Source organism: Streptomyces sp. NPDC079020 (genome assembly GCF_044542225.1).
Lineage (GTDB): Bacteria > Actinomycetota > Actinomycetes > Streptomycetales > Streptomycetaceae > Streptomyces.
The window spans coordinates 187632-212900 of the sequence record NZ_JBITUB010000005.1; the positions used below are offsets into that span (position 1 = coordinate 187632).

At 70.7% G+C, this 25269-nt stretch carries 23 protein-coding genes; 5 read left to right on the forward strand and 18 right to left on the reverse strand.

Features of this window, described 5'->3' with window-relative positions; translation table 11 throughout:
- Positions 1–22: 22 nt before the first annotated feature.
- Positions 23–514: a DUF1877 family protein gene (locus tag ACIGJO_RS12655; protein ID WP_399956223.1), complete on the forward strand. Its 492-nt coding sequence runs from the start codon at positions 23–25 to the stop codon at positions 512–514.
- Between the two features lie 32 nt (positions 515–546).
- Here ACIGJO_RS12655 and lepB read toward each other — a convergent pair whose 3' ends face one another.
- The 9 genes from lepB to ACIGJO_RS12700 all read right to left on the reverse strand — a co-directional run bounded on the left by lepB (position 547) and on the right by ACIGJO_RS12700 (position 7122).
- On the reverse strand, positions 547–1323 hold the full coding sequence (gene lepB, locus ACIGJO_RS12660) for a signal peptidase I (RefSeq protein ID WP_399956226.1): 777 nt from the start codon (positions 1321–1323) through the stop codon (positions 547–549).
- A 164-nt stretch (positions 1324–1487) separates the two neighbouring features.
- Complete coding sequence (locus ACIGJO_RS12665) at positions 1488–1799, reverse strand: hypothetical protein (protein WP_399956228.1); 312 nt, start codon at positions 1797–1799, stop codon at positions 1488–1490.
- A 131-nt stretch (positions 1800–1930) separates the two neighbouring features.
- Positions 1931–2440: a DUF664 domain-containing protein gene (locus ACIGJO_RS12670; RefSeq protein ID WP_399956230.1), complete on the reverse strand. Its 510-nt coding sequence runs from the start codon at positions 2438–2440 to the stop codon at positions 1931–1933.
- A gap of 107 nt (positions 2441–2547) precedes the next feature.
- Positions 2548–3573, reverse strand: a complete 1026-nt coding sequence (locus tag ACIGJO_RS12675) for an alpha/beta fold hydrolase (protein WP_399956232.1) — start codon at positions 3571–3573, stop codon at positions 2548–2550.
- A gap of 218 nt (positions 3574–3791) precedes the next feature.
- Positions 3792–4025, reverse strand: a complete 234-nt coding sequence (locus tag ACIGJO_RS12680; RefSeq protein WP_399956234.1) for a hypothetical protein — start codon at positions 4023–4025, stop codon at positions 3792–3794.
- A gap of 6 nt (positions 4026–4031) precedes the next feature.
- Positions 4032–4709: a TNT domain-containing protein gene (locus ACIGJO_RS12685; RefSeq protein ID WP_399956236.1), complete on the reverse strand. Its 678-nt coding sequence runs from the start codon at positions 4707–4709 to the stop codon at positions 4032–4034.
- Positions 4710–4865: 156 nt separating this feature from the next.
- A complete protein-coding gene (locus ACIGJO_RS12690) occupies positions 4866–5381 on the reverse strand; it encodes a lytic polysaccharide monooxygenase auxiliary activity family 9 protein (protein WP_399956238.1) in 516 nt (171 codons plus the stop codon).
- 346 nt (positions 5382–5727) lie between these two features.
- Complete coding sequence (locus ACIGJO_RS12695) at positions 5728–6294, reverse strand: DinB family protein (protein ID WP_399956241.1); 567 nt, start codon at positions 6292–6294, stop codon at positions 5728–5730.
- Positions 6295–6333: 39 nt separating this feature from the next.
- Positions 6334–7122 carry a DUF4389 domain-containing protein gene (locus ACIGJO_RS12700; protein ID WP_399956244.1) on the reverse strand — a complete coding sequence of 263 codons (789 nt, stop codon included), beginning with the start codon at positions 7120–7122 and terminating at the stop codon, positions 6334–6336.
- A gap of 943 nt (positions 7123–8065) precedes the next feature.
- On the opposite strand from ACIGJO_RS12700, the gene ACIGJO_RS12705 reads away from it, so the two are divergent.
- Both ACIGJO_RS12705 and ACIGJO_RS12710 read left to right on the forward strand, forming a co-directional pair.
- Positions 8066–9787: a glycoside hydrolase family 6 protein gene (locus ACIGJO_RS12705; protein WP_399956246.1), complete on the forward strand. Its 1722-nt coding sequence runs from the start codon at positions 8066–8068 to the stop codon at positions 9785–9787.
- Positions 9788–9990: 203 nt separating this feature from the next.
- Entirely contained in the window at positions 9991–10491 is a 501-nt protein-coding gene (locus ACIGJO_RS12710) for a tetratricopeptide repeat protein (protein ID WP_399956249.1), read from the forward strand.
- Positions 10492–10763: 272 nt separating this feature from the next.
- On the opposite strand, the gene ACIGJO_RS12715 is transcribed toward ACIGJO_RS12710, so the two are convergent.
- Both ACIGJO_RS12715 and rpmG read right to left on the reverse strand, forming a co-directional pair.
- On the reverse strand, positions 10764–11024 hold the full coding sequence (locus tag ACIGJO_RS12715; protein ID WP_399956252.1) for a type B 50S ribosomal protein L31: 261 nt from the start codon (positions 11022–11024) through the stop codon (positions 10764–10766).
- Positions 11025–11086: 62 nt separating this feature from the next.
- Entirely contained in the window at positions 11087–11251 is a 165-nt protein-coding gene (gene rpmG / locus ACIGJO_RS12720) for a 50S ribosomal protein L33 (RefSeq protein ID WP_399956255.1), read from the reverse strand.
- A gap of 423 nt (positions 11252–11674) precedes the next feature.
- Here rpmG and ACIGJO_RS12725 point away from each other — a divergent pair, with 423 nt between their 5' ends.
- The gene (locus tag ACIGJO_RS12725; RefSeq protein ID WP_399956258.1) at positions 11675–13117 is read left to right on the forward strand and encodes a PP2C family protein-serine/threonine phosphatase; all 1443 of its coding nucleotides are present in this window, start codon (positions 11675–11677) and stop codon (positions 13115–13117) included.
- A gap of 175 nt (positions 13118–13292) precedes the next feature.
- Here the strand turns inward: ACIGJO_RS12725 and ACIGJO_RS12730 are convergent, their stop codons facing one another.
- Positions 13293–14786 (reverse strand): hypothetical protein, encoded by a 1494-nt coding sequence (locus tag ACIGJO_RS12730; protein ID WP_399956261.1) that lies wholly within the window; start codon positions 14784–14786, stop codon positions 13293–13295.
- A 231-nt stretch (positions 14787–15017) separates the two neighbouring features.
- Between ACIGJO_RS12730 and ACIGJO_RS12735 the strand changes: the two genes are divergently transcribed.
- Positions 15018–16154, forward strand: a complete 1137-nt coding sequence (locus ACIGJO_RS12735; RefSeq protein ID WP_399956264.1) for an aminoglycoside phosphotransferase family protein — start codon at positions 15018–15020, stop codon at positions 16152–16154.
- A gap of 281 nt (positions 16155–16435) precedes the next feature.
- On the opposite strand, the gene ACIGJO_RS12740 is transcribed toward ACIGJO_RS12735, so the two are convergent.
- The 6 genes from ACIGJO_RS12740 to ACIGJO_RS12765 form a co-directional block, all read right to left on the reverse strand.
- The gene (locus ACIGJO_RS12740) at positions 16436–19531 is read right to left on the reverse strand and encodes a ThuA domain-containing protein (protein ID WP_399956935.1); all 3096 of its coding nucleotides are present in this window, start codon (positions 19529–19531) and stop codon (positions 16436–16438) included.
- 94 nt (positions 19532–19625) lie between these two features.
- Positions 19626–20522: a sugar phosphate isomerase/epimerase family protein gene (locus ACIGJO_RS12745; protein ID WP_399956267.1), complete on the reverse strand. Its 897-nt coding sequence runs from the start codon at positions 20520–20522 to the stop codon at positions 19626–19628.
- A complete protein-coding gene (locus ACIGJO_RS12750; RefSeq protein ID WP_399956270.1) occupies positions 20519–21721 on the reverse strand; it encodes a substrate-binding domain-containing protein in 1203 nt (400 codons plus the stop codon). Before ACIGJO_RS12750 ends, ACIGJO_RS12745 begins: the two co-directional genes overlap by 4 nt.
- Positions 21718–22728, reverse strand: coding sequence for an ABC transporter permease (locus tag ACIGJO_RS12755; protein ID WP_399956273.1), 1011 nt, complete (start codon positions 22726–22728; stop codon positions 21718–21720). Before ACIGJO_RS12755 ends, ACIGJO_RS12750 begins: the two co-directional genes overlap by 4 nt.
- Positions 22725–23744 carry an ABC transporter permease gene (locus ACIGJO_RS12760; protein WP_399956276.1) on the reverse strand — a complete coding sequence of 340 codons (1020 nt, stop codon included), beginning with the start codon at positions 23742–23744 and terminating at the stop codon, positions 22725–22727. Before ACIGJO_RS12760 ends, ACIGJO_RS12755 begins: the two co-directional genes overlap by 4 nt.
- The gene (locus tag ACIGJO_RS12765) at positions 23741–25252 is read right to left on the reverse strand and encodes a sugar ABC transporter ATP-binding protein (RefSeq protein WP_399956279.1); all 1512 of its coding nucleotides are present in this window, start codon (positions 25250–25252) and stop codon (positions 23741–23743) included. Before ACIGJO_RS12765 ends, ACIGJO_RS12760 begins: the two co-directional genes overlap by 4 nt.
- Positions 25253–25269 lie beyond the last annotated feature (17 nt).

Consider the following 25269-nt stretch of genomic DNA (forward strand, 5'->3'; position numbering starts at 1 on the left):
ACCGTCTGCCGGGAGCAAACACATGGCTTGTCGTGGAGTCCTCTTCGCACTGGAAACCTCGGACGCCGAAAGGCTGTTGGCGGCCGGGGGCGATGCGGCGGCGAGGGAATGCGTCGAAACGGTCGAAGAGGGCTGGGACGTGGCGTGGCTGATGGAACTGGACAAGTCCTGGGACGTCCTGCACCGCTGTCTGACGGACGGCAGCCTGACCTTCGAGGGGGGCGAGTACCCGCTCTCGCACGCCGTCCTCGGAGGCATCCTGCTCCACCAAGGCGACGACTACATCATCTCGTACGTCGACGCCGATCAGGTCCATGACATCGCCCGAGCTCTGGCGCCCCTCGACGAGGAGTGGCTCCGAGAGCGTTTCGCCGCCCTCACGTTCCCCGATTACCAGGGAAGCGGCGGCGAGGACGACATCGAGTACGCACTCGCCTTCCTGCCCGATCTGCGGGACTTCTACCAGGAGGCGGCACGGGCGCGGCGGGCGGCGATCTTCACCGTCGACCAGTAGCCGAAACCTGGCCCCGGCAGTCAGTGGTGCGGTCAGCGGTTCACGCGGCGCCTGCGGATCAGTACGAGCGACAGAGCGCCGGCGAGGGCCGGCCCGCCCGGGTACGCGGCGGCCGCCGCACCCGCCTGCTCGAACGTGCCGGGCACCGGAAGCGTGCTCCAGCGGTCGACCGGCCAGGCGACCAGGACGGCGCGGCCCACCACGTCGTCGACCGGGACCATTCCGCCGTGGGGGTCGTCCTGGTGATAGCGGGAGTCCTCCGAAGCCTGCCGGTGGTCCCCCATGACCCAGAGCCGGCCGGCCGGCACGGTGACCTTGAACCGGCCGCCGTCGTCGTTGCTGCACGCGGAGTTGCCCGGGAACACATACGGTTCGTCCAGCGGCCTGCCATTGACCTTCACAGGACCGTCGCCCGCGCATTCCACGGTGTCCCCGCCGACACCGATCACGCGCTTGATGAGGTTCTTCTCCTCGGCCGACGGCATCACACCGACGAAACCCAGCACCTTCTGCACCGTGTTGGGCTTGTCGACGGGCACACCGTCGAGCCAGTTGGCCGGGTCCCGGAAGACGACGACCTCGCCACGCCCGGGTTCCGATCCGAACCACGGCGTCAGCTTGTCGACCAGTACTCGGTCGCCCTTCTGCAGGGTGTTCTGCATGGATTCCGAAGGGATCGAGAACGCCTGCAGCAGAAACGTCTTGATGAGCAGGGCGAGTACCAGCGCGATCCCGATGAGCAGCGGGAGCTCCACCCAGAACGGCCGCTGCTTCTTCGTCCCCGTCCGCCGTGCCCCCGCCAGCACCATGTCGCCGCTCCCCGCCCCGTGTCCACCGCCTGCCCCGTACCGGAAGCGGCCCGGGGGTCACTCTATGGCGTGATCGCCGCGGCAGCGCACGCCGGGGACGGCCGGGACAGAGGCCCGGGAACGGGCGAACCGGCCGGGGACGGGCGAATCGGAGGGGACAGTGATCAGTCGGCCGGCGGCGGGGGCGGCTCGGCCGTGGTCCCGGTCCCCGGGACGGTGGCGCCCGCTCCGGCGCGTACCGCCTCCACCACGCTCTGGTGGAACGTACGGCTCTCCTCCTCGGAGGAGCACGGCACGGGGCTGCCCGCCAGGGTGAACCAGTCCGAGGAGCCGCTGTACTGCACCGCCACCGCCGCCTGTCCGTCGGACCATGTGGTGTGGACGGTCAGATCGCCGCTCAGAATGCCTACCTCTTCGGTGCGGACTCCGCCGGTTCCCGCGAAGACACCGCTGGTCGTCCACGATGCCCAGCTCATGACGTGTCGCCTTTCGGCCAAGGACAGTCGTTCCAGCAGACTGGTTTCCCAGTATGACACCGGACCACCGAACTCGCATGGATGTGCGGACCGGGGCTTCTGTGCGATCCGATGCGCCTTTGTACGCAGGGCTACGAGCGTTGCAGCGAACCCCGCACGAACGCGGCCTGACCGGCGTGCTGGAGCCCCTCGGCGAGCACGCTGACCAGCCGCACACCCAGGGTCACCGGGGGTGACCAGCCCTCGTCGACGACCCGGTCGAGCGCATGGCCGTTCAGCCCGCGGATGAAGGCGAGGGTCTGTTCGTGCACGGCGTCGTAGTACCCGAGGAGCAGTTCCGCCGACGGCACACGCACGGCTGCGACCTCTCCGTCGCTGTGGCCGTATCCGGTCGCCCTTTCCTCGAAGGGCAGGGCGAACCGGGCGGACCACTCCTGGGCGAGCCAGACCTGCTCGGTCCCGGCCGCCTCGGCGATGTGGTCGTCCTGGACCCGCGCGAGGTGCCAGATCAGCCACGCGATCGAGTTCGCGCCGTCGTCGAGCCGCGCGTTGAGGTCGTCGGGCGAGAGCCCTTCGACCGCCCCATGCACCGCTTCCCGGATGCGGTCGAAGGCGTCGTCCAGCAAGCCTGCGATGTTCATACGCTCACCATGCCCCGTGGGCACGGCGGGCGCAGCCCTGGGCATGGCCGGCCATGGACACCGGGCGGCGCGGACGGACGGTGGGGCCGGGGCCCGGGACCCCGGGGCTACAGGCCGCGCAGCCAGTCGGTCAGCAGGCGGTTGACGTCGTCGGCCCGTTCCTGCTGGATCCAGTGTCCGCAGCCTTCGAGGATGTGCGCGGCGCTCAGGGCGGGCACGGTGGTGGGGAAGGCGCTGATCGCGTCGGCCATCCAGGTGGTGGAAGCGTCGAGCCCGCCCCCGATGAAGAGCGCGGGCCGGGTGATGGGCGCCCCGTCCCAGGGGGCGAGATCCGACCAGTCCCGGTCGACGTTGCGGTAGCGGTTGAGTGCACCGCTCAGGCCGGTGCGTTCGAACTCGCCGCTGTAGACGTCGAGGTCGGCCTCGGTGAGCCAGGAGGGCGGCGGCCCGCCGGGGAACCGGTCGGAGAGCTTACCGCCCGGGGGGACGAAGAAGAGGCCGGTGTGGTCCTGCGGCACATGGGCCTCGCCGGAGAGCCCGGTGTAGAAGCCGGTGAGCCAGCCGCGTACGTCCGCCTCGATCTCGGCCTCGGCCCGGCCGGGTGTCTGGAAGTAGCTGACGTAGAACTCCTCGTCGCCGCCGATCCGCGCGAAGCCGTCGGTGGGGCGGTGGCCGTCGCGGGGTGCGTACGGGACGCTGAGCATTCCCACGGCTGTGAAGATGTCCGGCCTCAGCAGTGCGCTGTTGGCCGCGACGGCGGAGCCCCAGTCGTGGCCGATGACGACGGCGGTCTCCTCGCCCAGGGCACGTACGGTCCCGGCGTTGTCGGCCACCAGATCGAGCATCCGGTAGGCCTCCACGGCCGCGGGCTTGGACGAGCGGCCGTAGCCGCGTACGTCGATGGCCACCGCCCGGAACCCCGCGGCGGCGACCGCGGGGAGCTGGTGGCGCCAGGAGTACCAGGATTCGGGGAAGCCGTGGACGAGCAGAACGAGCGGACCGGTGCCCTGCTCGACCAGGTGGACGCGGCCTCCGGGGCCCTCCAGCAGGCGATGGACGGCCCCGGGGACCGCCGTGGAGGGCCACACCCGGTCCATCTTCGGCAGCGGGGTCGAGGGGGTGGGGTTCGGCATACGTCCTCCTCGGGTGTCCCGGCCCCGGGACGGTGGCGGTGAACGGGGCGCCCGGCCCGGTGTGCCGCGCCGCGCCGCGCCGCCCCGATCATTCGGGGCGGGGACGGCCGGAGCAAGGATTCTTGCCGGTCCGGCAAATCCGATGCCGGACCACCACCCGCACCCGGCCAGCGACCTGGCAGCGGGCAGCGGGCAGCGGGTTCAGACGAGCAGCGGGTTCAGACGAGCAGGAGGTGCAGATGCGCGCAGGCCGCCGCTTCGTCAGGGTGGCGGGCGATGACGTCGTACACACCGCGTTCGTACGCCCCGGTCTCCCACGCCCCGCCGTCCGTCCGCCGGAGGAACAGGAAGTCCGGGGGTGTGGGCACCGGCTCGTGCACACCCTCGATGCGGTAGTAACCGTCGGGCACACCTGCCGCGGCGAGCACCGCCCCCAGTTCCCTTCGGTCCACGGGGCGTCAGACGCCCGCGGGCTTGAGGTAGTCGTGGTCCAGCAGCCACTTCACATTCAGCCGCTGCCCCTCCCCCGGGTCCAGGAAGACGGCGTCGAGCTTGATCTGCTGGCCGCCACCGGGCTGCTCGAACCAGGGCGCGATGCTGCCCTGCCACACCCAGAACGGCTTGGCGACCTTGTAGACGCGGTAGTCGCAGGGCACCGCCGCGTCACGGGTGTTGAGGTTCTGCGGCGGCAGTGCCCGCTCGGCGTAGGCGTCCCCGGCCGGCGCCAGGTAGCCGCCGTACTCGGATCCGAAGCGGTCCAGACGCTGGCCGGGGCGCAGCTTGGCGGGCTCCTTGTCGATCGCGCCGTTGACCTCGCCGAAGCCGTCGTTGGGCGGGTACTTCCAGCTTCCGGTGTCCGCGGGCCCTTCCCAGTACTTCTTCAGGAAGGCCTGGGATGACAGCGTGCCGGTGCGCTTGTACCCCTTCAGGAGCGGTCCGACAGGGGCCAGGTTCTTGTTGGGCAGCCACTTGGGGCCGAGCCGGGCGTCACCCTGGAACTCTCCGGTGCAGGGTTCGTGCCGGGCCGAGACTGCCGGTGCCCTGTTCTCGGGCTGCGGCGCGGCGCCGGCGGCAGGTGCCGTGATCATGCCGGCGGTGATGCCGAGCGCGGCAAGTACGGTACGCATGCGGTTCATTCAGAAGTCCCCTCGGGCACTGATGATCAATCAGACAGCTGACGAAGGGTAACCGTTCAATCACTTGACGCAGTGGCGCCATGCCGCTTTTCGGCCATGCCGCACAGCACCGCTGCCCGGCCGGGACTTCCGGCCGGGCAGCGGTCCGGACCGGCCTCAGCTGACGTTCACGTCGATGCACGCGTAGAAGGCGTTCGCGGTGTCGGCGATGTTCCAGACCGCGAGGACCTTCTGCCTGCCGGTGTGGCTGCCGAAGTTGACCTGATGCGTGACGGTCGCGCCCGGCTGGGCACCGTTGTCGTTGAACTCGGCGATCTTCTGACCGTTCGCGTAGTACTGCCAGGTGCTCGTGGAGTGCCGGGCGGTGAGCGTCCACTGGAAGGACTGGCTACGGCTCACCGGGCTGACCTTCCAGCCCTTGGAGTCGTCGTTGAGTTCGGCGAACCTGCCGTTGCCGCCGCTGCAGCTGGTGAGCCCCTTGGGGCCCTCCACGCTCTGCGGCTCGTACTTGATCTCACCGCAGCTGATGGTTCCGGCCGCGCACTGCGCCTGCCTGCTGGGGGGCGAGGAGATGTAGCCGTGGGCACTGGCGGAACTCGTCGGGAGGCTCAGGGCGAGTACCGGCGCGAGTACGGCACCGACGGCGAGGGCGGTCTTCCTTTTCGCGTGCATGCTTCTCCTTCACATGAGACCGCGCCGAGCGGTGGTGGGCCGTGGGGTGACCCGGCTTCGGCGGTGCGGCCTCGCGAGTGTGGGGCCAAGAGGGCGCGAAGGGCACGGCAAGAACCACTAAGGACGGTTCCGGATCTCAACTGTCCGAAAAGGCCTTGCACTTGGACTAGACCATACTGACGGCCGTCTGCGCGTCAAGGGCGCCGTGGGGCGGGGCGGTGGAATTCCGGCCACGCGTCGGGGGCTCGCCCGTGGCGGCCGGGGCCGGTGGTTCGGGGTGGACCGGTGCGACGCGCTCGCGATGGCGGCGACGGCCGCATGCCGGTCCGGGCCGGGTCCGGACGGGTCAGCTGCCCGTGACACCGTCCAGGCTCTCCCTGATCAGATCGGCGTGGCCGACGTGACGGGCGTACTCCGAGATCATATGGACGTGGACCAGGCGCAGCGAGTATTCGGTGCCGAGGTGGACGAAGGTGTCGTCCAGGGACGCGTCGGCGATCGCCTCGTCGGCCAGGTGTATCTCCTCCAGCAGGCGGTCGTAGTCCTCACCGGCCCGGCCGGGGTCCAGGTCCTCGAAGTCCGCGTCCTTGCCCTTGGCCGCGTCGTACATCGGAGGGAGCGTCTGCCCGGCGAACCGCTCGCGGAACCAGGTGCGTTCGACCTTCGCCATGTGCCGGACCAGGCCGAGCAGGGTGAGGTTGGACGGCTCCACGGTCCGTTCGGCGAGCTGCTCCCCCGTGAGACCCGCGCACTTCTTCAGCAGCGATCCGCGGAAGTTGTCGAGGAAGCCGGCCAGCGTCTCGCGCTCCCCCGCCACGAGGGAGCCGTCGGTGAGCAGATCGGCGAGTGCCTTGCGCTCACCCGCCGCGCGGGTGCCGGGCGTACTGAATGTTTCGGGTGCGGTCCATGTCATCACGTGATCATGCCCTGCGGGCGGCCGCTCGCGCGAGCCTCACGGGCGGCTCATGCGGTAGTCGTCGCTCCCGTCGGACCAGGTCCCGCTCACGGACGAGCTGATGCTGCCGGCGAGTCCGACCACCAGGAAAAACACCAGCAGCGCCTTGCCCGCCCCGCTCATGACCAGCGGCCGGGTGGCGGAGCGCGTGTGCCCGGTCAGCACGGAGAGGTCGTCGTCGCCGAAGAAGCCCTTCGGGTAGGCCGGGGTGAGCATCATCGCGTAGGCGTGGAACCTCGTCTGGTAGCGCAGCACGGCCGCCGTCGCCTCGAACAGCGGCCGGGGCATCCGGCCGAGGATCAGCGTGACCAGCCACCACACGAAGGACACCGCGAACCAGCCGGCCACGGCCAGACCCTGCACGACCGCCGCCGGGATCATCAGGAACACCCGGAACAGGACAGCGAGCCGGTTGAGGTCGGTGGGCCGCACCTCGATCCGCGCCGGATAGTCCGGCGGCGGTGTCAGCGCGAACGGCGGGTAGCGGTCGATGAGCAGCATCTCGCTCGCAAAGACGCGTACGTGGTAGCCGAGGTATCCGGAGAGGAAGCGGAACACGGGCTGCGGCAGCCGCCCCAGCACCAGGGCGGCGAACCAGCCCACGACGACGGTGACCATGGCCGCGATGTACAGGAAGACCAGCACGATGAAGTGCGGGATGAGCAGCAGCAGTCGCAGGAGCACGGTCAGCCGGCGCTGGCGCGTCGGTTCGATGATGTCCAGGACGGGCTGGAACTCGCCCGCGTCCCCCGAGGCACGCCCCGGGCTCCACTGGCCTTCGGCCATGTCGCGTCTCCTCGGCAGGTGATCCGTACGGCATCCACGCGTACGACATCACCCCACGCTCCGGCCGGGGGGACGGGCGCGCAATCGGCCACGGGCCGAACGGGTGCCCCCGCTCCACCCGGTCGGCCCGGCCGCGGACACGGGGACGTGGCTCACGGCTGAGGGGCGCGTGCACCGGGAGGGCCCCGGCCGGCGGGTTCTCGTTCCGGTTGTGCCGGATCTCCTCGGCAACCATGGTCTTCGTGCGTTTTCCGAAGGCATGCGCGGATGTCTCCTCGCGGCTCGGCAACATGAGGGGCGTGCGGGGCTGAGCACAAGCCTTGAACCAGTGGGAGCGCTCCCATCATGGGGACAGGGGGAAAGGGCGTCAAGAGAGTTGAAGAGTCGAATAAATTCGATAGCGACAGATCAGAACGTGTGTATTGACCGACACCTCATGACGCCCTAACGTCATGCCCCACCAGTGGGAGCGGTTCCATCAGTCGATGTGTCGTAGGGGACACGTCCGAACTGCGAGGAGTCGCTCATGCGACATCCCCCGCACCCAACCGCATGTACGGCGCCTCTTCGCGCTGCCCCGAGGGCAGTGCTCAGCACGGCCGGTCCCACCGCCGCGCCCACGGTCTCCGCCTCCGGTTCGCTCCCTGCCCGCACGGTGGACCGCACCTCCGCCGGCTTCATGTGCGCACAGGCCGCGCCCTCCTCGACGGCCCTGCCGTCGCGGGCGGGTCCGGCGGGAGCACCCGCTCCCACGGCTTCGCCGAACGGGTCATGCGGTGGTTCGGCGACTGCGGGCCCTCCCCCGCCCGGACGGCCGCGGAACACCTGGGACCACGCCTCGGGCCCGTCCTTGATCAGTTACCGCGAAGGAACCCCCATCCCGTACGGAATCGGGCCGCGTGATCATCTGCGCGCCCTCGACAGCTGAGGAAACGGAATGCGTATGAGCCGCACGAGCCGCACCACACTGCGCCGATCACGTACGTCCCTCGTCGCCGCGGCGGCGCTCGTCGCCGCGGCAGCGGGCACCGCCGCCGCCACTCCCTACGGGGCCTCCGCCGCGGCGTCCGGATGCACCGTCGACTACACGATCCAGAACCAGTGGAACGGCGGGTTCACCAGCGCCGTCAGCGTCACCAACACCGGCGAGGCGCTCTCCGGCTGGCAGTTGGAGTGGACGTTCGCCGGTGGCGAGCAGGTCACCCAGGGCTGGAACGCCGCCGTCTCGCAGAGCGGCACGGCCGTCACCGCGAAGAACGTCTCGTACAACGGCGCCCTCGCCTCCGGCGCCTCCGCCACCTTCGGGTTCAACGCGACGGCCGGCCGCACCAGCGCCGTCCCCGCGGCGTTCAAGCTGAACGGTGTGACGTGTAACGCCGACCCCACGGGCCCGGTCGATCCCACCGATCCCACCTCCCGCGCCGACAACCCGTACGCGGGCGCCCGGGTCTATGTGAACCCGGAGTGGGCGGCGAAGGCTGCCGCAGAGCCCGGCGGCGGCCGTATCGCCGACGAGCCCACCGGGGTCTGGCTCGACCGGACCGCCGCCATCGAGGGCGTCAACGGCGGGATGGGACTGCGCGACCACCTGGACGAGGCCCTGGCGCAGAAGGGTGACGGCGAACTCGTCGTCCAGCTCGTCATCTACAACCTGCCCGGCCGGGACTGCGCGGCGCCGGCCTCCAACGGCGAGCTCGGACCGAACGATCTGGGCCGGTACAAGACGGAGTACATCGATCCGATAGCGGCGATCCTCGGCGACGCGAAGTACGCGGGGCTGCGCATCGTCACCACGGTCGAGATCGATTCCCTGCCGAACCTGGTCACCAACACCGGCAGCCGCCCGACCGCCACCCCCGCCTGCGACACGATGAAGGCCAACGGGAACTACGTGAAGGGCGTCGGCTACGCCCTGAACAAGCTCGGTGACGCGCCCAACGTCTACAACTACATCGACGCCGGGCACCACGGCTGGATCGGCTGGGACGACAACTTCTCCCCGTCGGCCGACACCTTCAAGCAGGCGGCGACCGCCGAGGGTGCCACGGTCGGCGACGTGCACGGCTTCATCACCAACACGGCCAACTACAGCGCACTCAAGGAGGAGAACTTCACCATCGGCGACTCCGTCAACGGAACCTCCGTACGCCAGTCGAAGTGGGTCGACTGGAACCGCTACACCGACGAACTGTCCTTCGCCCAGGCCTTCCGCACCAAGCTCGTCTCGGTCGGCTTCGCCCCGGGCATCGGGATGCTGATCGACACCTCCCGCAACGGCTGGGGCGGCACGGCACGCCCCACCGGACCGGGCGCGACCACCAGCGTGGACACATACGTCGACGGCGGCCGCTACGACCGGCGCATCCACATGGGCAACTGGTGCAACCAGTCCGGGGCGGGCCTCGGTGAGCGGCCCCAGGCGGCACCCGAAGCGGGAATCGACGCCTACGTCTGGATGAAGCCGCCGGGCGAGTCCGACGGCTCCAGCAAGGAGATCCCGAACGAGGAGGGCAAGGGCTTCGACCGGATGTGCGACCCCACATATCCGGGCAACGTCCGCAACGGCAACAACATGTCCGGCGCGCTGCCGGACGCCCCGATCTCCGGGCGGTGGTTCTCCGCCCAGTTCCAGGAGCTCATGAAGAACGCCCACCCGGCGCTCTAGGAGCCGTCCGAACACAGCGCCGTCGACCGGCGGTGTCCGCCCCGAAGCGAGGCGCACGGGGCGGATACCGCCGGAGGGGCCGGAGCTGTCGGACCCCGGCCGCCGGGCGAGCGCCGCCCGGCTCCACCCGGCTCGCGCCCCCTTCTCATCCGGTGACACAGCCTGCGCCCGGTTGGCCGGATCACGCCTGCGACGATTGCCGGATGAACTCACAGAACAAGGAAGACCTCCTGGCCGAAGCCGTGCGGCTGCGCACGGAGGGGCGGCCCGAGGAGGCCCGGACACGCCTCCTCTCCCTCACGGCCGAATTCCCGGACGACGCCGAGGTGGCCTACCAGACCGCGTGGGTCCACGACACGCTCGGTCTGGAGGCCGAGGCGGTGCCGTACTACGAGCGGTGCCTGCGCGGCACGGACCTCTCCGCGGAGGACCGTCGCGGCGCACTGCTCGGTCTCGGCAGCACCTACCGGGTGCTGGGCAGATACGGGCAGGCGGTGGAGACGCTGCGCCGGGGCGTGTCGGAGTTTCCGGACGACGGCGCGCTCAGGACGTTCCTCTCGATGGCCCTGTTCAACACCGATGAGCACCACGAGGCGATGCGGATCCTGCTGGAGCTGGTCGCCGCGACCAGCGACGACGAGTCCGTACGCCGCTACCGGCGGGCCATCGGGGCATACGCGAAGGATCTCCACGAGACCGTGTGACCGCGAGACCGCGCACGTCCGACGGCATGGGGAAGCCCCGGCCGGATCGGGGGAATCCAGCCGGGGCGGCTTGTGCGCGGGGGTGACGGCCGGCCGCCTCTCGGCGGAGGGCTCCCCGGGGCTTCACGGACGGTCTTCCCCGAGGGCCACGGATGCGGCCTGGGGGCGCTGTGCCCCTCACTCCCACTTATAGATGAACGATAAACCATCTGGCGGCGTTCCCGGGAACCCGCACCCCCGGTGTGATCCGGAGCACGGACGTCCCGGAGCCGTCAGCCACCGGTCCGCGCGGCCGTGCCGTAGCGACGGTGGAACTGCTCGATCCGGCCGGCCGTGTCCAGCACCTGACGTGCGCCGGTGTAGAACGGATGGCTCGCGGACGAGGTCTCCACATCGATGACCGGGTAGACGTTGCCGTCCTCCCACTCCACCCGCCGCTCGGCGTCGGCGGTCGAACGGGTCAGGAAGGCCACTCCGGCAGCGCGGTCGCGGAAGACCACGGGACGGGAGACGGGGTGAATACGGGACTTCATGGGATTCCTTCCTCACTGCGGGAGGCGGTGGCGTACATAGGGGCGTGCGGCCTCGCGGACGCTCAGCGAGCCTCACGGAACAGGACATGCCGCCCCGCGACCGGGTCGAACTTGCGCAGCTCCAGGCGGTCCGGGTCATTGCGGCGGCTCTTGCGCGTCACATAGCTGTGACCGGTTCCGGCGGTCGAGCGGAGAGTGACTACGGGCCTGGCTTCACTGCGTGCCATGGGCACCTCCCGACATGTACGGCGACCCCACCCCGTATCAGGAATGGGTGTCGTTTTCGTTCTGGTGAGGTAACGCGAGCACCCACGTCCGCATTCCCGCGCACGGCACCCGACACCCCGGCCGCCCACCCGTACGGCGGGCCCCACCAATCGCATATGCCCCGGGCTCCCGGTCGCACACCGCGTGGGGACCGCCTGCGCGGGCGTGCGACGAGGTGGTGCACGCCGGGCGACTTGCGTCAACCTCCCTACGGAGGCAAGGGTGTTCGGCGAGCCACCGCTCCACAGAGCCCATGGCATATGCCAGGCGCAACAACGTATCGAGTGTTGCCAAATCCCTTACGGCCTCCCGTCGCCTGTGCAACAGTCGTCTTCGGTCCACCCTTCAGAACTGGCCGCGCCGCGCCTGTATCGGAGTTCGAGATGCCGTCCCCTCTCTTCGCGGACCGCCCCGCCCCGCGGTTTCCCGAACACGATGCCGTCGACGCGCTGATCGACCGGACCCGGCGGCTGCGCGGAGACGTGGACGCCGTGCGGCGGGGCTCCGCGGTGATCGGCGAGGACGATCCCCAGCTGCGCTGGCAGCGCGCCCTGTGCGATCTGGCGGTCATCCACCTCGACGATCTCGACGAGCATCTGGGGCAGCTGAGAGCGGGCCCGCCGGCGAGAAGCGCCGACGGCGCCGCGCCCGAGCCGGACCTCCCCGGACCCGGGGCGCCTGCCGCACCACGGCCGGGGTCGCTCGTGGGCAGGGTGGGCAGCGCCGAGTGGAACCTCCTCACCGACGAGGTCAGCTGGTCCGAGGAGCTGTACCGCATCTTCGGCAGGGAGCCCGGAGCGGGGCCGCTCTCGCTCGACGAGCTGCCCTCCGTGCTCCCCCCCGAGGACCAGCCGCTGCTGACCGCGATGGTGACGGACTGCCTCGTCGACGGAAAGCCGATAGACGGAGAGTTCCACGTACTGCGGCCGGACGGCCGGACACGGACGCTGCACATGATGGGCGAACCCGTCCTCGACTCCGAGGGCTGCACGGCCTCCATGTGGGCCGTACTGCGCGACGTGAGCGAGCTGCGCCGCGGTGAGCGGACGGTCGGCCGGACCCGAGACTCGGTCCGCCGCCGCGAGCACATCGTCCGCACCGAACACCGGATGGCGGTCGAACTGCAGGAGGCGGTGCTGCCCCCGTGGCCCGGATCCTTACGCCTCCCCCAGCAGGGACCGGGCGCACTGGACGTCGCGGCCCACTATCTGCCGTCGGAATCGAGCAGCCTCATCGGCGGCGACTGGTACGACGCGATGGAGCTGCCCGACGGCAGGACCCTGCTCACCGTCGGCGATCTGACCGGCCACGGCATCCCCGCCACCTCCGCCATGGCGATGATGCTCGGCGCACTGCGGGGCATGGCGGTGGCCGGTATTGATCCGGGAGCCCTGATGGGCCACCTCAACCAGCTGCTCGAATCGTCGATACAGCCCGCGCTGGGCAGCGCGTTGTGCTGCCGGTTCGACCGCGCGACCGGCATCCTCAGCTGGGCACAGGCGGGCCACCCCGCACCGCTGCTGTTCCGCGGCGGAACGGGGCGCCCGCTGCCCCCGCCGGACGGGGTGCTGCTCGGAGCGGCGTCCGGGGTCACCTACGAGCAGGAGGACGTGCGCCTGCTGCCCGGTGACGTGCTCGTTCTGCACACCGACGGACTGACCCGGCGCAGCGACCGGAGTGCGGGTCCGGAAGCCCTGCTCGGCCTCGCGCCCCGGTTCGCACGGACCCGCACGGCACAGGAGTGCGTACGGACCGTCGTCGAGGAGTTCGGCGGGACCGAGCGCCTGGACGACGCGTGTGTGCTGATTGCCCGCATCGGGGCATGACGGAGCGAGGATCGGTGTGAGGCCCGCCGATGCCGGAGTCCGGTGCCGGACGCCGGTGGGTGTACGAGCGATGAGTGGAGGGAAACGGGAGGTCGGAGCGAGTACGGGCAGCAGGGTGCGCGGCCGGTGACGGCGCAACGGGTTCGGACGGCGTCCCGGGATCGGACGCGCCGGATCAGATCCGGGAACTCCTGACCTTCCTGGTGGCGGTCTGCGGCATCAGTTGTTCGATCTCCTCACGCAGGTGCTGAATGCGCGCGTCACCCGTGAACCGGTCGGTGAGCCGGTACATCTCGTGGAGCCGGTCCCAGGTGCGGTGCGAGGAGGTCTCCCCCATCGACTGCAGGGCGTGCCGGGCGTACCGGTCGGCCTGCTCCGGATCGTCGGCGATGAAGCAGGCCGAGGCGAGCGAGATGTAGTCGAAGATCTTGGACCGCTGGCGTCCGTCGATCCGCAGCTCCAGGGCTTCCTTCGCATGGCGCTGGGCCAGGGCGGCGACCGCCGGATCGTGCTCGGCCAGCGTGCGGAAGGCGAGCGCCTGCATGCCGTGCATATCGGCCTCGTCGAACATCTGCATCCAACTGGGGGGCGGCACATCACCCTTGTCCGAGACGAAGAACTCCTCGGCCTCGCCCAGTGTCCGCCGCATGGCCTGGCCACGCCCCAGGGCGGCCTGTGCCCAGGCCTCGATGGTGTGCAGCATCGCCTGGGTGCGGGGCAGCACCTCATCGCCGGATCCCGACTTCGCGAGCTTCATCAGGTTGAGTGCCTCGTCGGGCCGGCCCAGGTGCACCATCTGACGGGCTGCCCGGGAGAGTGCTTCCCCGGCGCGCGGCCGGTCGCCGCCCTCACGGGCCGCGTGGGCGGCGATGACGAAGTACTTCTGGGCCGTGGGTTCGAGACCGACGTCGTGGGACATCCAGCCCGCGAGCACGGCGAGATCGGCGGCGACACCCCACAGCCGCCGCTGGAGATGGTCGGGGTGGCGGTAGGAGAGCATGCCCCCCACCTCGTTGAGCTGGCCCACGACCGCCTTGCGCTGCAGTCCGCCGCCCCGGGCGGCGTCCCAGGCGCGGAACACCTGGACCGAGTGCTCCAGGGCCTCGATCTCCTGGGACCCGACGGGTGCCGCCTCGTACCGGTCGAAACCGGCCGGCTCCGCGTGCGGGGGGTCGTCGGTGCGTGGCACATCGGCCGCCGGAGCGGGGTCGCTGTGCAGCCAGTCGTGCATGGCGCCGGTGATGGCTGATCCGGCGGCGAGCGCGGCGCCCGCCCCCACCAAGCCGCGTCGGTTGAGCATGAGGTCCATTCCCGTGAATTCGGTGAGGACCGCTGCCGTCCGTTCGGGCGCCCACGGCAATCCGTCGGGATTCTTGTCCGTCCCGGAGTCGCGCCGTTTCCCCACACGCCCGCGTCGGCCGAACCCGAGGTCCTCGATGGTCACGACACGGCCGAGCCGCTCGGTGAACAGGGCCGCCAGCACTTCGGGCACGGGATCACGCGGGGATTCCCCCATGTCGATCCAGCGCCTGACCCGCGAGGTGTCGGTCGCCAGCTGGGGGTGGCCCATGGCCGCCGCCTGCCGGTTCACCATTCTCGCGAGTTCGCCCTTGGACCAGCCGGCCAGGCCGAACAGGTCGGAAAGACGGGTGTTGGGTACTCCGGTCACATCAAGCCCCCAGGTTCTCGGCTGACTTGACACTAACCCCCTGTCAGATGCGGGTCGACTATTCGCCAGGGTTCGCCAGGGCACGCCAGATGGTCTGCCACCCGCAGCCCGGTGTCAGGTAGGAACGCGCCACCCCGCCCGGCAGCCCTCGGTACTCCCCAGGGTGCCGAACGGCCGCCGGCCGGGGCGGCGCACGCAATCTGTCGGCGCGCGAAGGGATCTGTTTCGCCCATGTACACAGCATCGTCCTCCGTGTCCGCCCCGCCCCGGCCGATCCGACCCATGGGAGCGGGGGGCGGTCCGTATCTCGCTCCCCACTCCGGTGCGCCGACGCCGGTGCTGGGCCGGCCGCGGCGGGCGGGGGGACCGGGCGCCGGGCCGCTCAGCGGAAGGATCGACCTGTCCGGGCCACAGGGCGCGCAGGTGCGCATGGCCATCGTCTCGGTGCAGCGCATCTGCCCCGAGTTCAACCCGGTCCAGGTGCTGCGCCGCAGCGGCCGTTCGGTCCTGATCGTCGGCACCACCGGCCGGGCCACGGCCGTGGCCAAGTGCTTACTGGACCACTCCCCGGCATGGACGGAACGGTTCCGGCACGAAATAGCTGCGTACCGCGCGTTCGTCCGGCACCGCCCACCGGTTCGGGTGCCCAGGCTGATCGCGGCGGACCCGGAGAACTGCACCCTGGTCATCGAGCGGATGCCCGGCCGGGTCGCCGCCCTGACGAGGCACCCCTCCGAGGCCCCGCCCCGGGCGGATGTGCGGGCCGCGCTCGGCGCGATCAGCCGGGTCAACGCCTGGCGTCCGCCGCCCGGTCTGTTCGAGGCACCGCTGGACTACGCCTCGCGGATCGCCCGCTATCACGAGCTCGGTCTGTTCACCGACCGCGATCTGGGGGATCTGCAGAAGCTGCTGCACGGTCTGGCGCACGCGGGCGGACGGCAGGGCATGGGGCAGTTCTGCCACGGCGACGCGCTGCTCTCCAACATCCTGCTGTCGCCCACCGGCCCGGTGCTGGTGGACTGGGAACACGCGGGCTGGTATCTGCCGGGCTACGACCTGGCGACGCTGTGGGCAGTGCTCGGTGACGCACCGGTGGCGCGGCGGCAGATCAGTCAGCTGGCGCAGGCCGCGGGACCGGCGGCGCGCGACGCGTTCCTGGTGAACCTGATGCTCGTGCTGACCCGGGAGATCCGGCAGTACGAGACGGCCGTGCAGCGCACCATGCGCGAGGCGGCGCCGGCGGGTGCCGCCCAGGACCGGCCGGGTCCGCACTTCTCGGGCGAGGAGCAGCGGCTGCTGCTGCGCAGGCTGCACGACGACTGCGCCATGGCGCGGCGGGCCGTGCGGGCGGCGGTCGGCACCCGCTGAGCGGACCGCGGCAGTTGCGCGGTCCTGTTTCCCGCGGGGGGACGCGGAGCGGGAAACAGGACCGCGGGAGCAGGACCGGAGCGGCGGGGAAGCGCGCTGCGGGGCCGGTGCCGACACACCGGTCCCGCAGCGCGCTGTTCGTTGCCCGGCGCCGGCTGCCAGGCCGATGTCAGAGCCGCTGTCAGTACCCTGCATCAGGCCTGGCGAAAAAGCCCGGACCTGACAGCCAGGCCCTGATGTCGCCCGGAAGTTGGCAGCTTCCTGGCAGCTCGTGTCAGGTGTCAGCCGGTCGCGAAGTCCACCGCGTCCACGTCGAAGGAATTGTCCTGCGGCGAGGTGAAGACCAGATAGAGCTTGTGGGTTCCGGTCAGTGCCTGGACGGGAACGGGTGGCGTGGCCCGGTAGGTGTCCCAGCCTCCGGTGTCGGGAACAGGGGTGGTGGCGAGCAGGGTGCCGTCCGGGGCGTCCGCGCGGAGTTCGACCGCGCCCACGCCGTTGGGCGAGGAGAGGGTGTAGCTGACGGTGGCGATGCCCTCGACGCTCATCGGGTCGAAGGCGACCCAGTCACCGTCGGAGATGTCCCCGATCCGTTTGCCGTTCTCGGCGCCTTCCTGGGTGACGATCCGGGTGCCGGACTGGGCGTCGTAGTACTCGGCCTGCTTGTGCCGGGGCTGGAGCACCGATCGCCCGTAGCCGGTCAGGGCCGGGACACCGTCGCCGCCCTTGTCGGTGTACTTGGCGTTGAGTACGTAGGTGAGGTCGGCGCCCTCGGGGTGGCCGCCCAGGTCACCGGTGTCCACGGTGCCCTCGCAGCCGGGGATGTCGGTGGTGGGGTGCTCGTGGTCGTCGTGGCCGAGGGCCGGGTTGACGGTGACCTTGGCGCAGTCGACCGGGCCGTCCTCGGGGTCGGTGACGGTGATCCTGTACGGGATCCTGTCGCCGAACTCGATGAGTCTGCCGCTGACGGGGAAGTCGATGGTGACCTCGGGGGCGGTGTTGCCCGCCGTGACAGGGATGTTGGCGTAGCCGGACTTGCCGCTGGAGTCGGTGACCTTCAGCTGGGCCGTGTAGTCGCCCTTGACGGTGTAGGTGTGGCTGGGCGCGGGCTCGGTGGAGTCGTAGGTGCCGTCGCCGTCGAAGTCCCAGGCGTAGCCGAGCGCGTCGCCGTCGGGGTCGCTGCTGCCCTCGGCGGAGAAGTCGACCTTCAGCGGCACGGGGCCGTCGGTCGCGGAGGCGGTGGCCTTGGCGACCGGGACGCGCTGCCCCTGGGCGTAGTCGACGCGGTAGAGCCCCGAGTCGTTGTTGCCGCCGCCGAAGGAGGAGCCCCATTCGAGGACGTACAGCGAGCCGTCGGGGCCGAACGTCATGTCCATCGGCTTGTTGAACTTCTGCGAGGACAGGAAGTCGTTGATCTTCAGGACCTTGTGGTTCTTGTCGAAGCGGACTTCCTTGACGTAGTCGCGCGCCCACTCGTAGAAGAAGCTCGCGCCCTCGAAGTAGGCGGGGAACTTGGTGGTGGAGGGGTTCTTGCTGTCGTAGTGGTAGACCGGTCCGCTCATCGGGGCCGAGCCGCCGCTGCCGACCTCGGGAAACTCCGGGGAGGCGCCGTATCCATACCAGATCTCCGGCTGCTGGACCGCGGGGAGTTCGCGCAGCCCGGTGTTGTTCGGTGAGGCGTTGACGGGCTTGACGCAGTCGAACTTGGGGCCGACCTCCTCCGTGTCCGGATTGTAGGGGGCGTACGCCTGGTTGTTGCCGTGGCAGAACGGCCAGCCGAAGTTCCCGGCCTTCTTGATGACGTTGTACTCGACGAGGCCCTCGGGTCCGCGGTCGGTGGTGGGCAGTCCGCGGTCGGGGCCGTAGTCGGAGGCGTGGACGTACCCGGTCTTCGGGTCGACGGTGAAGCGGAACGGGTTGCGGAAGCCCATGGCGTAGATCTCGGGGCGGGTGTCCGCGGTTCCCTCGGCGAAGAGGTTGCCCTTGGGGATGGTGTAGCCGCCCGCGTCGGTAGGCCGGATGCGCAGGATCTTGCCGCGCAGGTCGTCGGTGTTGCCGGCGGTACGGGCGGCGTCGAGCATCTCCTTGCCCTCGCGCCAGTCGAGCGGGGCGTAACCCTGCCAGTCCGGATCGAGGTTGGGCGGGGTGTCGTCGCCGACGCCCAGGTAGAGGGTGCGGCCGGGGCCGAACTCGACGGCGCCGCCGGTGTGGCCCGGTTCGGGGAAGGTGCGGTCGCGGTAGGCGGGGACGTCGATGAGTTTCTTCTCGCTGGTGAGGTCGAGGGTGTTGCCCTTGACCGTGAAGCGGGAGAGCCGGTTGACGTCCTGTGCGGCGCCCGCGGGGGCGTAGTAGAGGTAGATCCAGTGGTTCTTCGTGAAGTCCGGGTCGAGTTCCATCCCGACGAGGCCGTCCTCGCCGCCGCCGTAGACGTCGAGCTTTCCGGCGGTGGTGGTGGCGTGGGTGGCGGGGTCGAAGACCTTCACCTCACCGCTGCGCTGGATGTAGAAGACCCGGCCGTCCTTGGCGACGTCCAGTTCCATCGGATCGGCGGTGTTGTCGTCGAGGGTGACCTTCTCGTAGCCGTTCCACACGGTGCCGCCACAGTCGCCGGGCTTGTTCCCCGCGGCCCACTTGAGTCCGCCGACGACGTGGTCACGGAAGGCGGCTTCGGTGTACGCGGGGCTGTCGTGGCCCATGGCGGTGGCCCAGACCCGGCCGCCCTCGGTGTTGCGGCACCAGGAGATGGGGTGGTCGGCGCCCATGGCGGAGCCGCCCGGGTCATAGGTGGTCTCGTCGGCGGTGACCAGGACATGGACGTCGCCGCGCGGGTTGGCGTCGAAGTTGTACCACTCCTCGGGGCGCTCCCAGCGTTCGGGGAGACCGGCGGTGGAGGGGTGGACGCGGTCGGCCACCTTGGCGGTGCCCTTCAGGACGCCGGGCGAGTGGGCGGGCATGTGCGCGCCGCCGTTGATGACCTCGTCCCACCAGGGAAACTCCTGCTCGACTCCCATGTCGAGGGTGTTGTGGAGGGCGACGATTCCGCCGCCGCCCTGTACGTAGGTACGCATCGCTTCGCGCTGGGCTTCGGTGTCCCACACCATGCCGGAGTTCTGCAGCATGACGACGGCGTCGAACTTCTTGAGCTTCTCGTCGTCGAAGACCGCGGGGTCGGCGGTCTCGACGAGGGAGAAGTTGTTCTCCGCCGCCTCCTCCTTGAACATCTGGATGCCGGCGGGGATGGAGGCGTGGACGTAGCCCGCGGCACGGGTGAAGAGCAGGACGTCGAAGGCGGGTGCCTTGCCGGTGGTCGCCGCGCCGGCCGGCAGCGCGGTCAGGGTGAGGAGCAGGGCGCCGGCCGTGGCGATCAGCGCTCTCCGTATGTCACGAGCATGACATTTCCATCGTTGGCGGCTCACATGGGTCCTCTCTCGACGGGTGGACGAGCAGGGTCGGGGGACGGCGGCGGCCCCGGGGTCAGGGGGCGGCGGCCGGAGGCTGTTCGAGGGCGGCCAGAGCGGTGCGCAGAAAGGCCAGGCCCTCCGTGGCGATGGTGTCCTGGGCGGGGGCGAGCGGCCGCCACACCGAGGCGGCTACCGCGATGGCGTCGTTGTGCGCGGTGAACGACTCGATGCACAGCGGCCCCCGGTACCCGCTCGCCAGGAGCGCGGCGAGGAAGCCGGGCCAGTCGAGGGAATCGGCGCCGGGTGTGCCCCGGTCGTTGGCGCACACCTGGACATGGACGATGCGGCCCGCGGCGCGGTGGACGGCGCCGGCCAGGGAGCGTTCCTCGATGTTCTGGTGGTACGTGTCCAACGCCAGGCCGATGGTGTCCTCGGGAAGCCCGGTGAGGGCGTCGAGGGTCTGCTCCACGGTGTTGAGCAGACTGCTCTCGTACCGGTTGAGGGGTTCCACCCCGATCCGTACGCCCGCGGCCGCGGCATGGTCGACGACCGGGGCGAGGTTCTCCCGCAACTCCGCGTAGGCCGCTTCGCGTTCGCGCCGGTCCAGCCGCCAGGTGCGGCCGACGGCCGCGTAGAGGGGCCCGGCGACGGTGGGGGCATTCAGCCCGTGGGCGGCGTCGACACAGCGGCGCAGATAGTCCTGGGTGACCTGGACGGTACGCGGGTCGGTGTGGACCAGATCGCGGTCGGGCGGCATGACGGCGATCACCGCGGCGGGCGCGAGCCCGGAGACGTCGAGGAGTCTGCCCACCGACGCGGGTGACCAGTCGCGTTCGTTCTCCAGCGGAATCTCGACACAGTCGAAACCCCACACGGACAGGCGCGGCAGAACGTCACCGAGTGCTTCGTACGTCACCGGGGAATGCCAGATCCACGGGTTCGCGCCGAGAGGGAGGCGTGCGGCGCTCACTTCTTCCCTCCCCACTTCTCCGGGAAGCCGGGCAGGTCCTCGCAGCCGCACATCGCGTAGTGCAGCGGGGGCATGCCGGGCTTCAGGTACTGGTCGAGGGTCTCCTCGGTGACGGTGGGCTGCGGCAGCTTCCACTCCTTGGGGACCCGCTCGCCCCGGAGGATCCTCAGCGCGGCGATGACGGGCGTACGCCACTGGAACGTCGGGTACGAGGGGGCGACGGCGGTGAGTTTCCTGTCCTTCCACGCCTGGAGGAAGTCCTGCTGGTCCTCGCCGGTGATCGGCGGTACGTCCCTGCCCGCGTCCTCGAACGCCTCGACGGCCGCGACGGCGGTCGCGCCGGAGTCCATCCAGACGCCGTCGATTCCGCCGTGGCGGGTGAGCGCGTCGGAGACGATCGACTTGGTCCTGGCGGGGTCGCCGTCGGTGAACTTCACGTCCACGACGTCCAGTCCGCTCCGGTCGAACGCGAGCTTCGCCGCCGACCAGCGGGTCTCCAGCACATCGACGCCCGGCGAGATCCGCAGGGCGAGGACCTTGCCCCCGGGCTTGACCTTCCCGACCAGGAAGTCGGCGGCGGCCGCCCCGTACCCGTACCCGCCGACGGGGTTGATGAAGGTGACCGCGCAGTCGCTGTCCACTCCCCGGTCGAAGACGATGACGGGCAGTTTCGCGCAGGCCTGTTTCACCGCGGGGGTGAGGGTGGCGGTGGTGTTCGGGGAGACGATCAGGGCGTCGCAGCCCTTGCCGGTCAGTTCCTGGATGTCGGAGATCTGTTTGTCGTCCTTGCCCTGGGCGTCCAGGACGGTGAACTCGTCGATCTCCTTGTGGAGCGCGACCTCGGCCCGCATGTTCTTGAGACCGACCTGACGCCAGGGGTTGAACACCCCGGCGTTGGAGAAGCACAGGTGCAGGCCGCCGGATCCCTTGCGCCGGTACTGCGCGGTGTCGGTGAACTCGGGCCGGAGCATCTGCTCCCATGGCCTGTCCGCCGGGCCCTGGGCGCTCTCCTTGGCGAGGGCGAGCTGCCGTTCGTACTCGGTCCGGTCGAAGAACGTGGACTGTGCGCCGGTCCCGGAGCCGTCGGCCGCGGCCGACGGGGGGCCCGACGGCACGTCGCTCGTACAGCCGGCGAGGAGGGCCGCGCCGAGCACGGCGGTCACGGGGAGGAGGGCGTGCCGGGTCAGTCGCGTACTCATGTGGGGTTCACTCCCGAGGGTTCGGTACGCCGGCGGCGCGGCCGGGACCGGTCGGCCGCGCCGAGTCCGACGGCGGCGATGACGATGACGCCTTGCACGGTCGATTCCAGGGCGCCGGAGACCCCCTGGAGGTTGAGCAGCGTGAACAGGGCCTGGAGGGAGAAGGCCCCCGCCATCGCCCCGACGACGGAGCCCCGGCCGCCGCCGAGCAGGACCCCGCCCAGCACGACGGCGGTGATCGCCTCGAACTCGTAGCCCCGGCCCGCCTGTGCGGAGACCCCGGAGAAGCCGCCGACGAGTACGGCGGCGAGGGCGGCCGCGACGCCGGAGAGGACGAAGGCGATGGTGCGCACGCGGACGACCCGGACGCCGGAGAGTTCGGCGGTCCGTTCGCTGTCTCCGGTGGCGAGCAGGGTGCGGCCGAAGTCGGAGCGCATCAGCACCGCGGCGAGCAGCCCGGCGGCGAGGCAGACGAGCACGGCCCAGGGCAGCAAGCCCAGCGCGGTGCCCCGGCCGAGCTGCCGGAACGCCGCGGGCAGGGCGCCGTGCGGGGAGCCGCCCGTCCAGAAGAAGACGGCTCCTTCGAGGATCAGCATCATGCCGAGCGTGGTGATGAAGGAGGGCACCCCGAGCAGGGTGGTGATCAGTCCGCTGACCAGTCCGGCCAGCGCCCCGGCGAGCAGCAGGGCGGCGGTGACCAGCGGCCAGGGCGCGCCGGGGAAGGAACCGTACAGTTCGGCCGCGACCACCACCCCGGCGGTCACGATCGCCCCCACCGAGAGGTCGAACTCGCCGCACACGATGACCATGTACTGGCCCGCCGCGAGGATGACGAGGGGAGCCGCGCGCTTGACGAAGGCGAGGAAGCGGTCGGGTTCGTAGAATCCGGGGTCGGTGAGGGCGAGGGCTGCCAGCAGCACGGCGAGCAGCAGACAGACGGGGGCGCCGGTGCCCAGGGCGCGCAGGAGGCGGCGTCCGGCGGGCGCGGCCCCGGTGGCGGCGGTCATGCGGTCCTCCCCTGCGGGGCGCGGCGGCGCCCGGCGTACAGGGCGACCGCCGCGATGATGACGACGCCGCGGACGACGTTCTTGAAGAACGGGTCGACGGCGAGCTGGTTGAAGACGCTGTCGAGGACGGCGAGGACGAGGACGCCGCCGAGGGTGCCCGCCACTCCCCCGCGTCCGCCGGCGAGCGCGGTGCCGCCGAGGACGACGGCGGCGATGGACTCCAGGTCGTAGCGCGCCTCGGTGCCCGCCCAGGGGGCTCCGGCGCCCAGGCGGGCGGCGAGGAAGAGCGCGGCGGCGCCGACGCAGAGCGAGCACAGGATGTGGGCGGCGACGACGGTGCGGCGGGTGCGGACCCCGGAGAGCCGGGCGGCGTGCTCGTCGCCGCCGGTGGCGTACATGTGGTGACCGAGCCGGGTGCGGCGGGTGATGGTCCAGATGACGACGGCGACGGCCAGGAGCAGGAAGACGGAGACCGGGACGGGTCCCAGGCGGTCGTAGCCCAGGCGCTGGAAGGAGGCGGGGACCTCGCCCGCGGGCCCGGTGTAGGTGTCCTCGATCCAGCCGCGCAGGATGAAGGCGGTGCCGAGGGTGGCGATGAAGGCGTTGACCTTCAGACCGGTGACGATGAGGCCGTTGGCGAGTCCGACGGCGGCGGACAGGGCGAGGACGGCGAGGACCGCGACCAGGACGCTGCCGCTCCGCATGGTCTCGGCGGCGACCAGGGTGCCGAGGCTGATGAGGTAGGCGACCGAGAGGTCGAGCGATCCGGTGAGGATGACGACGGACTGGCCGACGGCGACGAGGCCCAGGGCGACGCAGTTCTGCAGGATGGCCACCGTGTTGGTGACGGTGAAGAAGTCCCCGCCCCGGGCGGCGACGACGATCCAGCCCAGTACGGTGACGGCGAGCGCGGCGAGCCAGATCCCGGTGACGGAACCGGTGAGGCGCAGCCCGGCGGGTGTCCGCGGCCGGCCGCGCGTCTTCCGGGGTGTGGGACCGGTCCGGACCGCGGTCACGCGGCGTCCTCCTTCGGACGGCCGCCGCCGGTGGCGGCACGCATGATGGCCTCTTCCGTCGCCCCGGCGGGCAGTTCACCGGCCGGGCGCCCGTCGGCCATGACGATGACGCGGTCGCTCATCCCGATCAGCTCCGGCAGTTCGGAGGAGATGATCAGTACGGCGAGTCCCTCGCGCGCCAGTTCCCGGACGAGGGTGTGGATCGCCGCCTTGGCGCCGACGTCGACGCCCCGGGTCGGTTCGTCGAAGAGCAGCACCCGTGGGCGGGCGGCGAGCCATTTGGCGATGACGACCTTCTGCTGGTTGCCTCCGGAGAGGTACTGGACCTCCTGGTCCTCGCCGCGGGCGTGCAGCCGTACGCGTTCGAGCAGTGCGGTGACGGCGCGGCCCGCGGGCGGTCCGCCGCGGGTGGCTCCGGCACGGGTGGCTCGGGTGGCTCCGGCACGGGTGACGAGCAGGGCGTTGTCGCGGACGGACTGGCGCAGGGCGAGCCCTTCGCCCTTGCGGTCCTCGGTGACCAGGGCGATCCCGGCCCTGATGGCCTCGCGGGGGCGGGCCGGGCGCAGTGGTTCCCCAGCGACGGTCATGCTGCCGGCGGTGAAGGGGGCGGCGCCGAACAGCGCGCGGGCCAGCGCGGTGCGCCCGGAGCCCTGGAGTCCGGCGATGCCGACGACCTCGCCGGCCCGCAGGGTCAGATCGATCCCGGATATACGGGAGTTGGCGCCGCCGCTGACGGTGAGGACGGTCTCCCCCAGCTCCTCGGGGCGGGCCCGGGGCGGGTAGTACGCGCCGAGTTCGCGGCCGACCATGGCCCGTACGACGGTGCCGGGGTCGGTGTCACGGGTGGTGAGGGTGGTGACGTGGCGGCCGTCCTTGAGGACGGTGACGCGGTGGGAGAGGTCGAAGACCTCGGGTAGCCGGTGGGAGATGTACAGGATGCCGATCCCGCTCGCGGCCAGCCTGCGCACCAGCGCGGACAGGCGCGCGACCTCGTGACCGGCGAGCGGCGCGGTGGGTTCGTCCATGACGAGGACCCGCACGTCGGAGGCGAGCGCCTTGACGATCTCGACGGTCTGCCTGCGGGCGACGGAGAGTTCCTGGACGGGGGTGCGCGGAGTGATGCCGGTTTCGTCGATCCGGGACAGCAGTCCGGCCGTACGGCGTTCCATGGCGCGGCGGTCGACGAGACCGCGGCGGGTGGGTTCACGGCCGAGGAAGACGTTCTCGGCGACCGTGCGGTGCGGCAGCAGCGCGAACTCCTGGTGGATGATGCCGATCCCGGCGGCCTGCGCCTGCGCGGGGTGGCCGAAGGAGTGCGTGGTGCCGTCGAGGGTGATGGTGCCGGTGTCGGGGGTGTGCTCACCCGCGAGGATCTTCATCAGGGTGGACTTGCCCGCGCCGTTCTCGCCCACGAGGGCATGCACTTCTCCGGCTTCGAGGTCGAGCCCCACATCGTGGAGCACACGGACCCCGAGAAAGCTCTTGGACACGCCCTGCATCGTCAGCATCGACTGGCTCCTCGGTA

Coding starts and splice junctions, on each gene's coding strand:
- ACIGJO_RS12655 (WP_399956223.1), top strand. CDS start 23: ATGGCTTGTCGTGGAGTCCTCTTCGCACTGGAAACCTCGGACGCCGAA.
- lepB (WP_399956226.1), bottom strand. CDS start 1,323: ATGGTGCTGGCGGGGGCACGGCGGACGGGGACGAAGAAGCAGCGGCCG.
- ACIGJO_RS12665 (WP_399956228.1), bottom strand. CDS start 1,799: ATGAGCTGGGCATCGTGGACGACCAGCGGTGTCTTCGCGGGAACCGGC.
- ACIGJO_RS12670 (WP_399956230.1), bottom strand. CDS start 2,440: ATGAACATCGCAGGCTTGCTGGACGACGCCTTCGACCGCATCCGGGAA.
- ACIGJO_RS12675 (WP_399956232.1), bottom strand. CDS start 3,573: ATGCCGAACCCCACCCCCTCGACCCCGCTGCCGAAGATGGACCGGGTG.
- ACIGJO_RS12685 (WP_399956236.1), bottom strand. CDS start 4,709: ATGAACCGCATGCGTACCGTACTTGCCGCGCTCGGCATCACCGCCGGC.
- ACIGJO_RS12690 (WP_399956238.1), bottom strand. CDS start 5,381: ATGCACGCGAAAAGGAAGACCGCCCTCGCCGTCGGTGCCGTACTCGCG.
- ACIGJO_RS12695 (WP_399956241.1), bottom strand. CDS start 6,294: ATGACATGGACCGCACCCGAAACATTCAGTACGCCCGGCACCCGCGCG.
- ACIGJO_RS12700 (WP_399956244.1), bottom strand. CDS start 7,122: ATGGCCGAAGGCCAGTGGAGCCCGGGGCGTGCCTCGGGGGACGCGGGC.
- ACIGJO_RS12705 (WP_399956246.1), top strand. CDS start 8,066: ATGAGCCGCACGAGCCGCACCACACTGCGCCGATCACGTACGTCCCTC.
- ACIGJO_RS12710 (WP_399956249.1), top strand. CDS start 9,991: ATGAACTCACAGAACAAGGAAGACCTCCTGGCCGAAGCCGTGCGGCTG.
- ACIGJO_RS12715 (WP_399956252.1), bottom strand. CDS start 11,024: ATGAAGTCCCGTATTCACCCCGTCTCCCGTCCCGTGGTCTTCCGCGAC.
- rpmG (WP_399956255.1), bottom strand. CDS start 11,251: ATGGCACGCAGTGAAGCCAGGCCCGTAGTCACTCTCCGCTCGACCGCC.
- ACIGJO_RS12725 (WP_399956258.1), top strand. CDS start 11,675: ATGCCGTCCCCTCTCTTCGCGGACCGCCCCGCCCCGCGGTTTCCCGAA.
- ACIGJO_RS12735 (WP_399956264.1), top strand. CDS start 15,018: ATGTACACAGCATCGTCCTCCGTGTCCGCCCCGCCCCGGCCGATCCGA.
- ACIGJO_RS12750 (WP_399956270.1), bottom strand. CDS start 21,721: ATGAGTACGCGACTGACCCGGCACGCCCTCCTCCCCGTGACCGCCGTG.
- ACIGJO_RS12755 (WP_399956273.1), bottom strand. CDS start 22,728: ATGACCGCCGCCACCGGGGCCGCGCCCGCCGGACGCCGCCTCCTGCGC.
- ACIGJO_RS12765 (WP_399956279.1), bottom strand. CDS start 25,252: ATGCTGACGATGCAGGGCGTGTCCAAGAGCTTTCTCGGGGTCCGTGTG.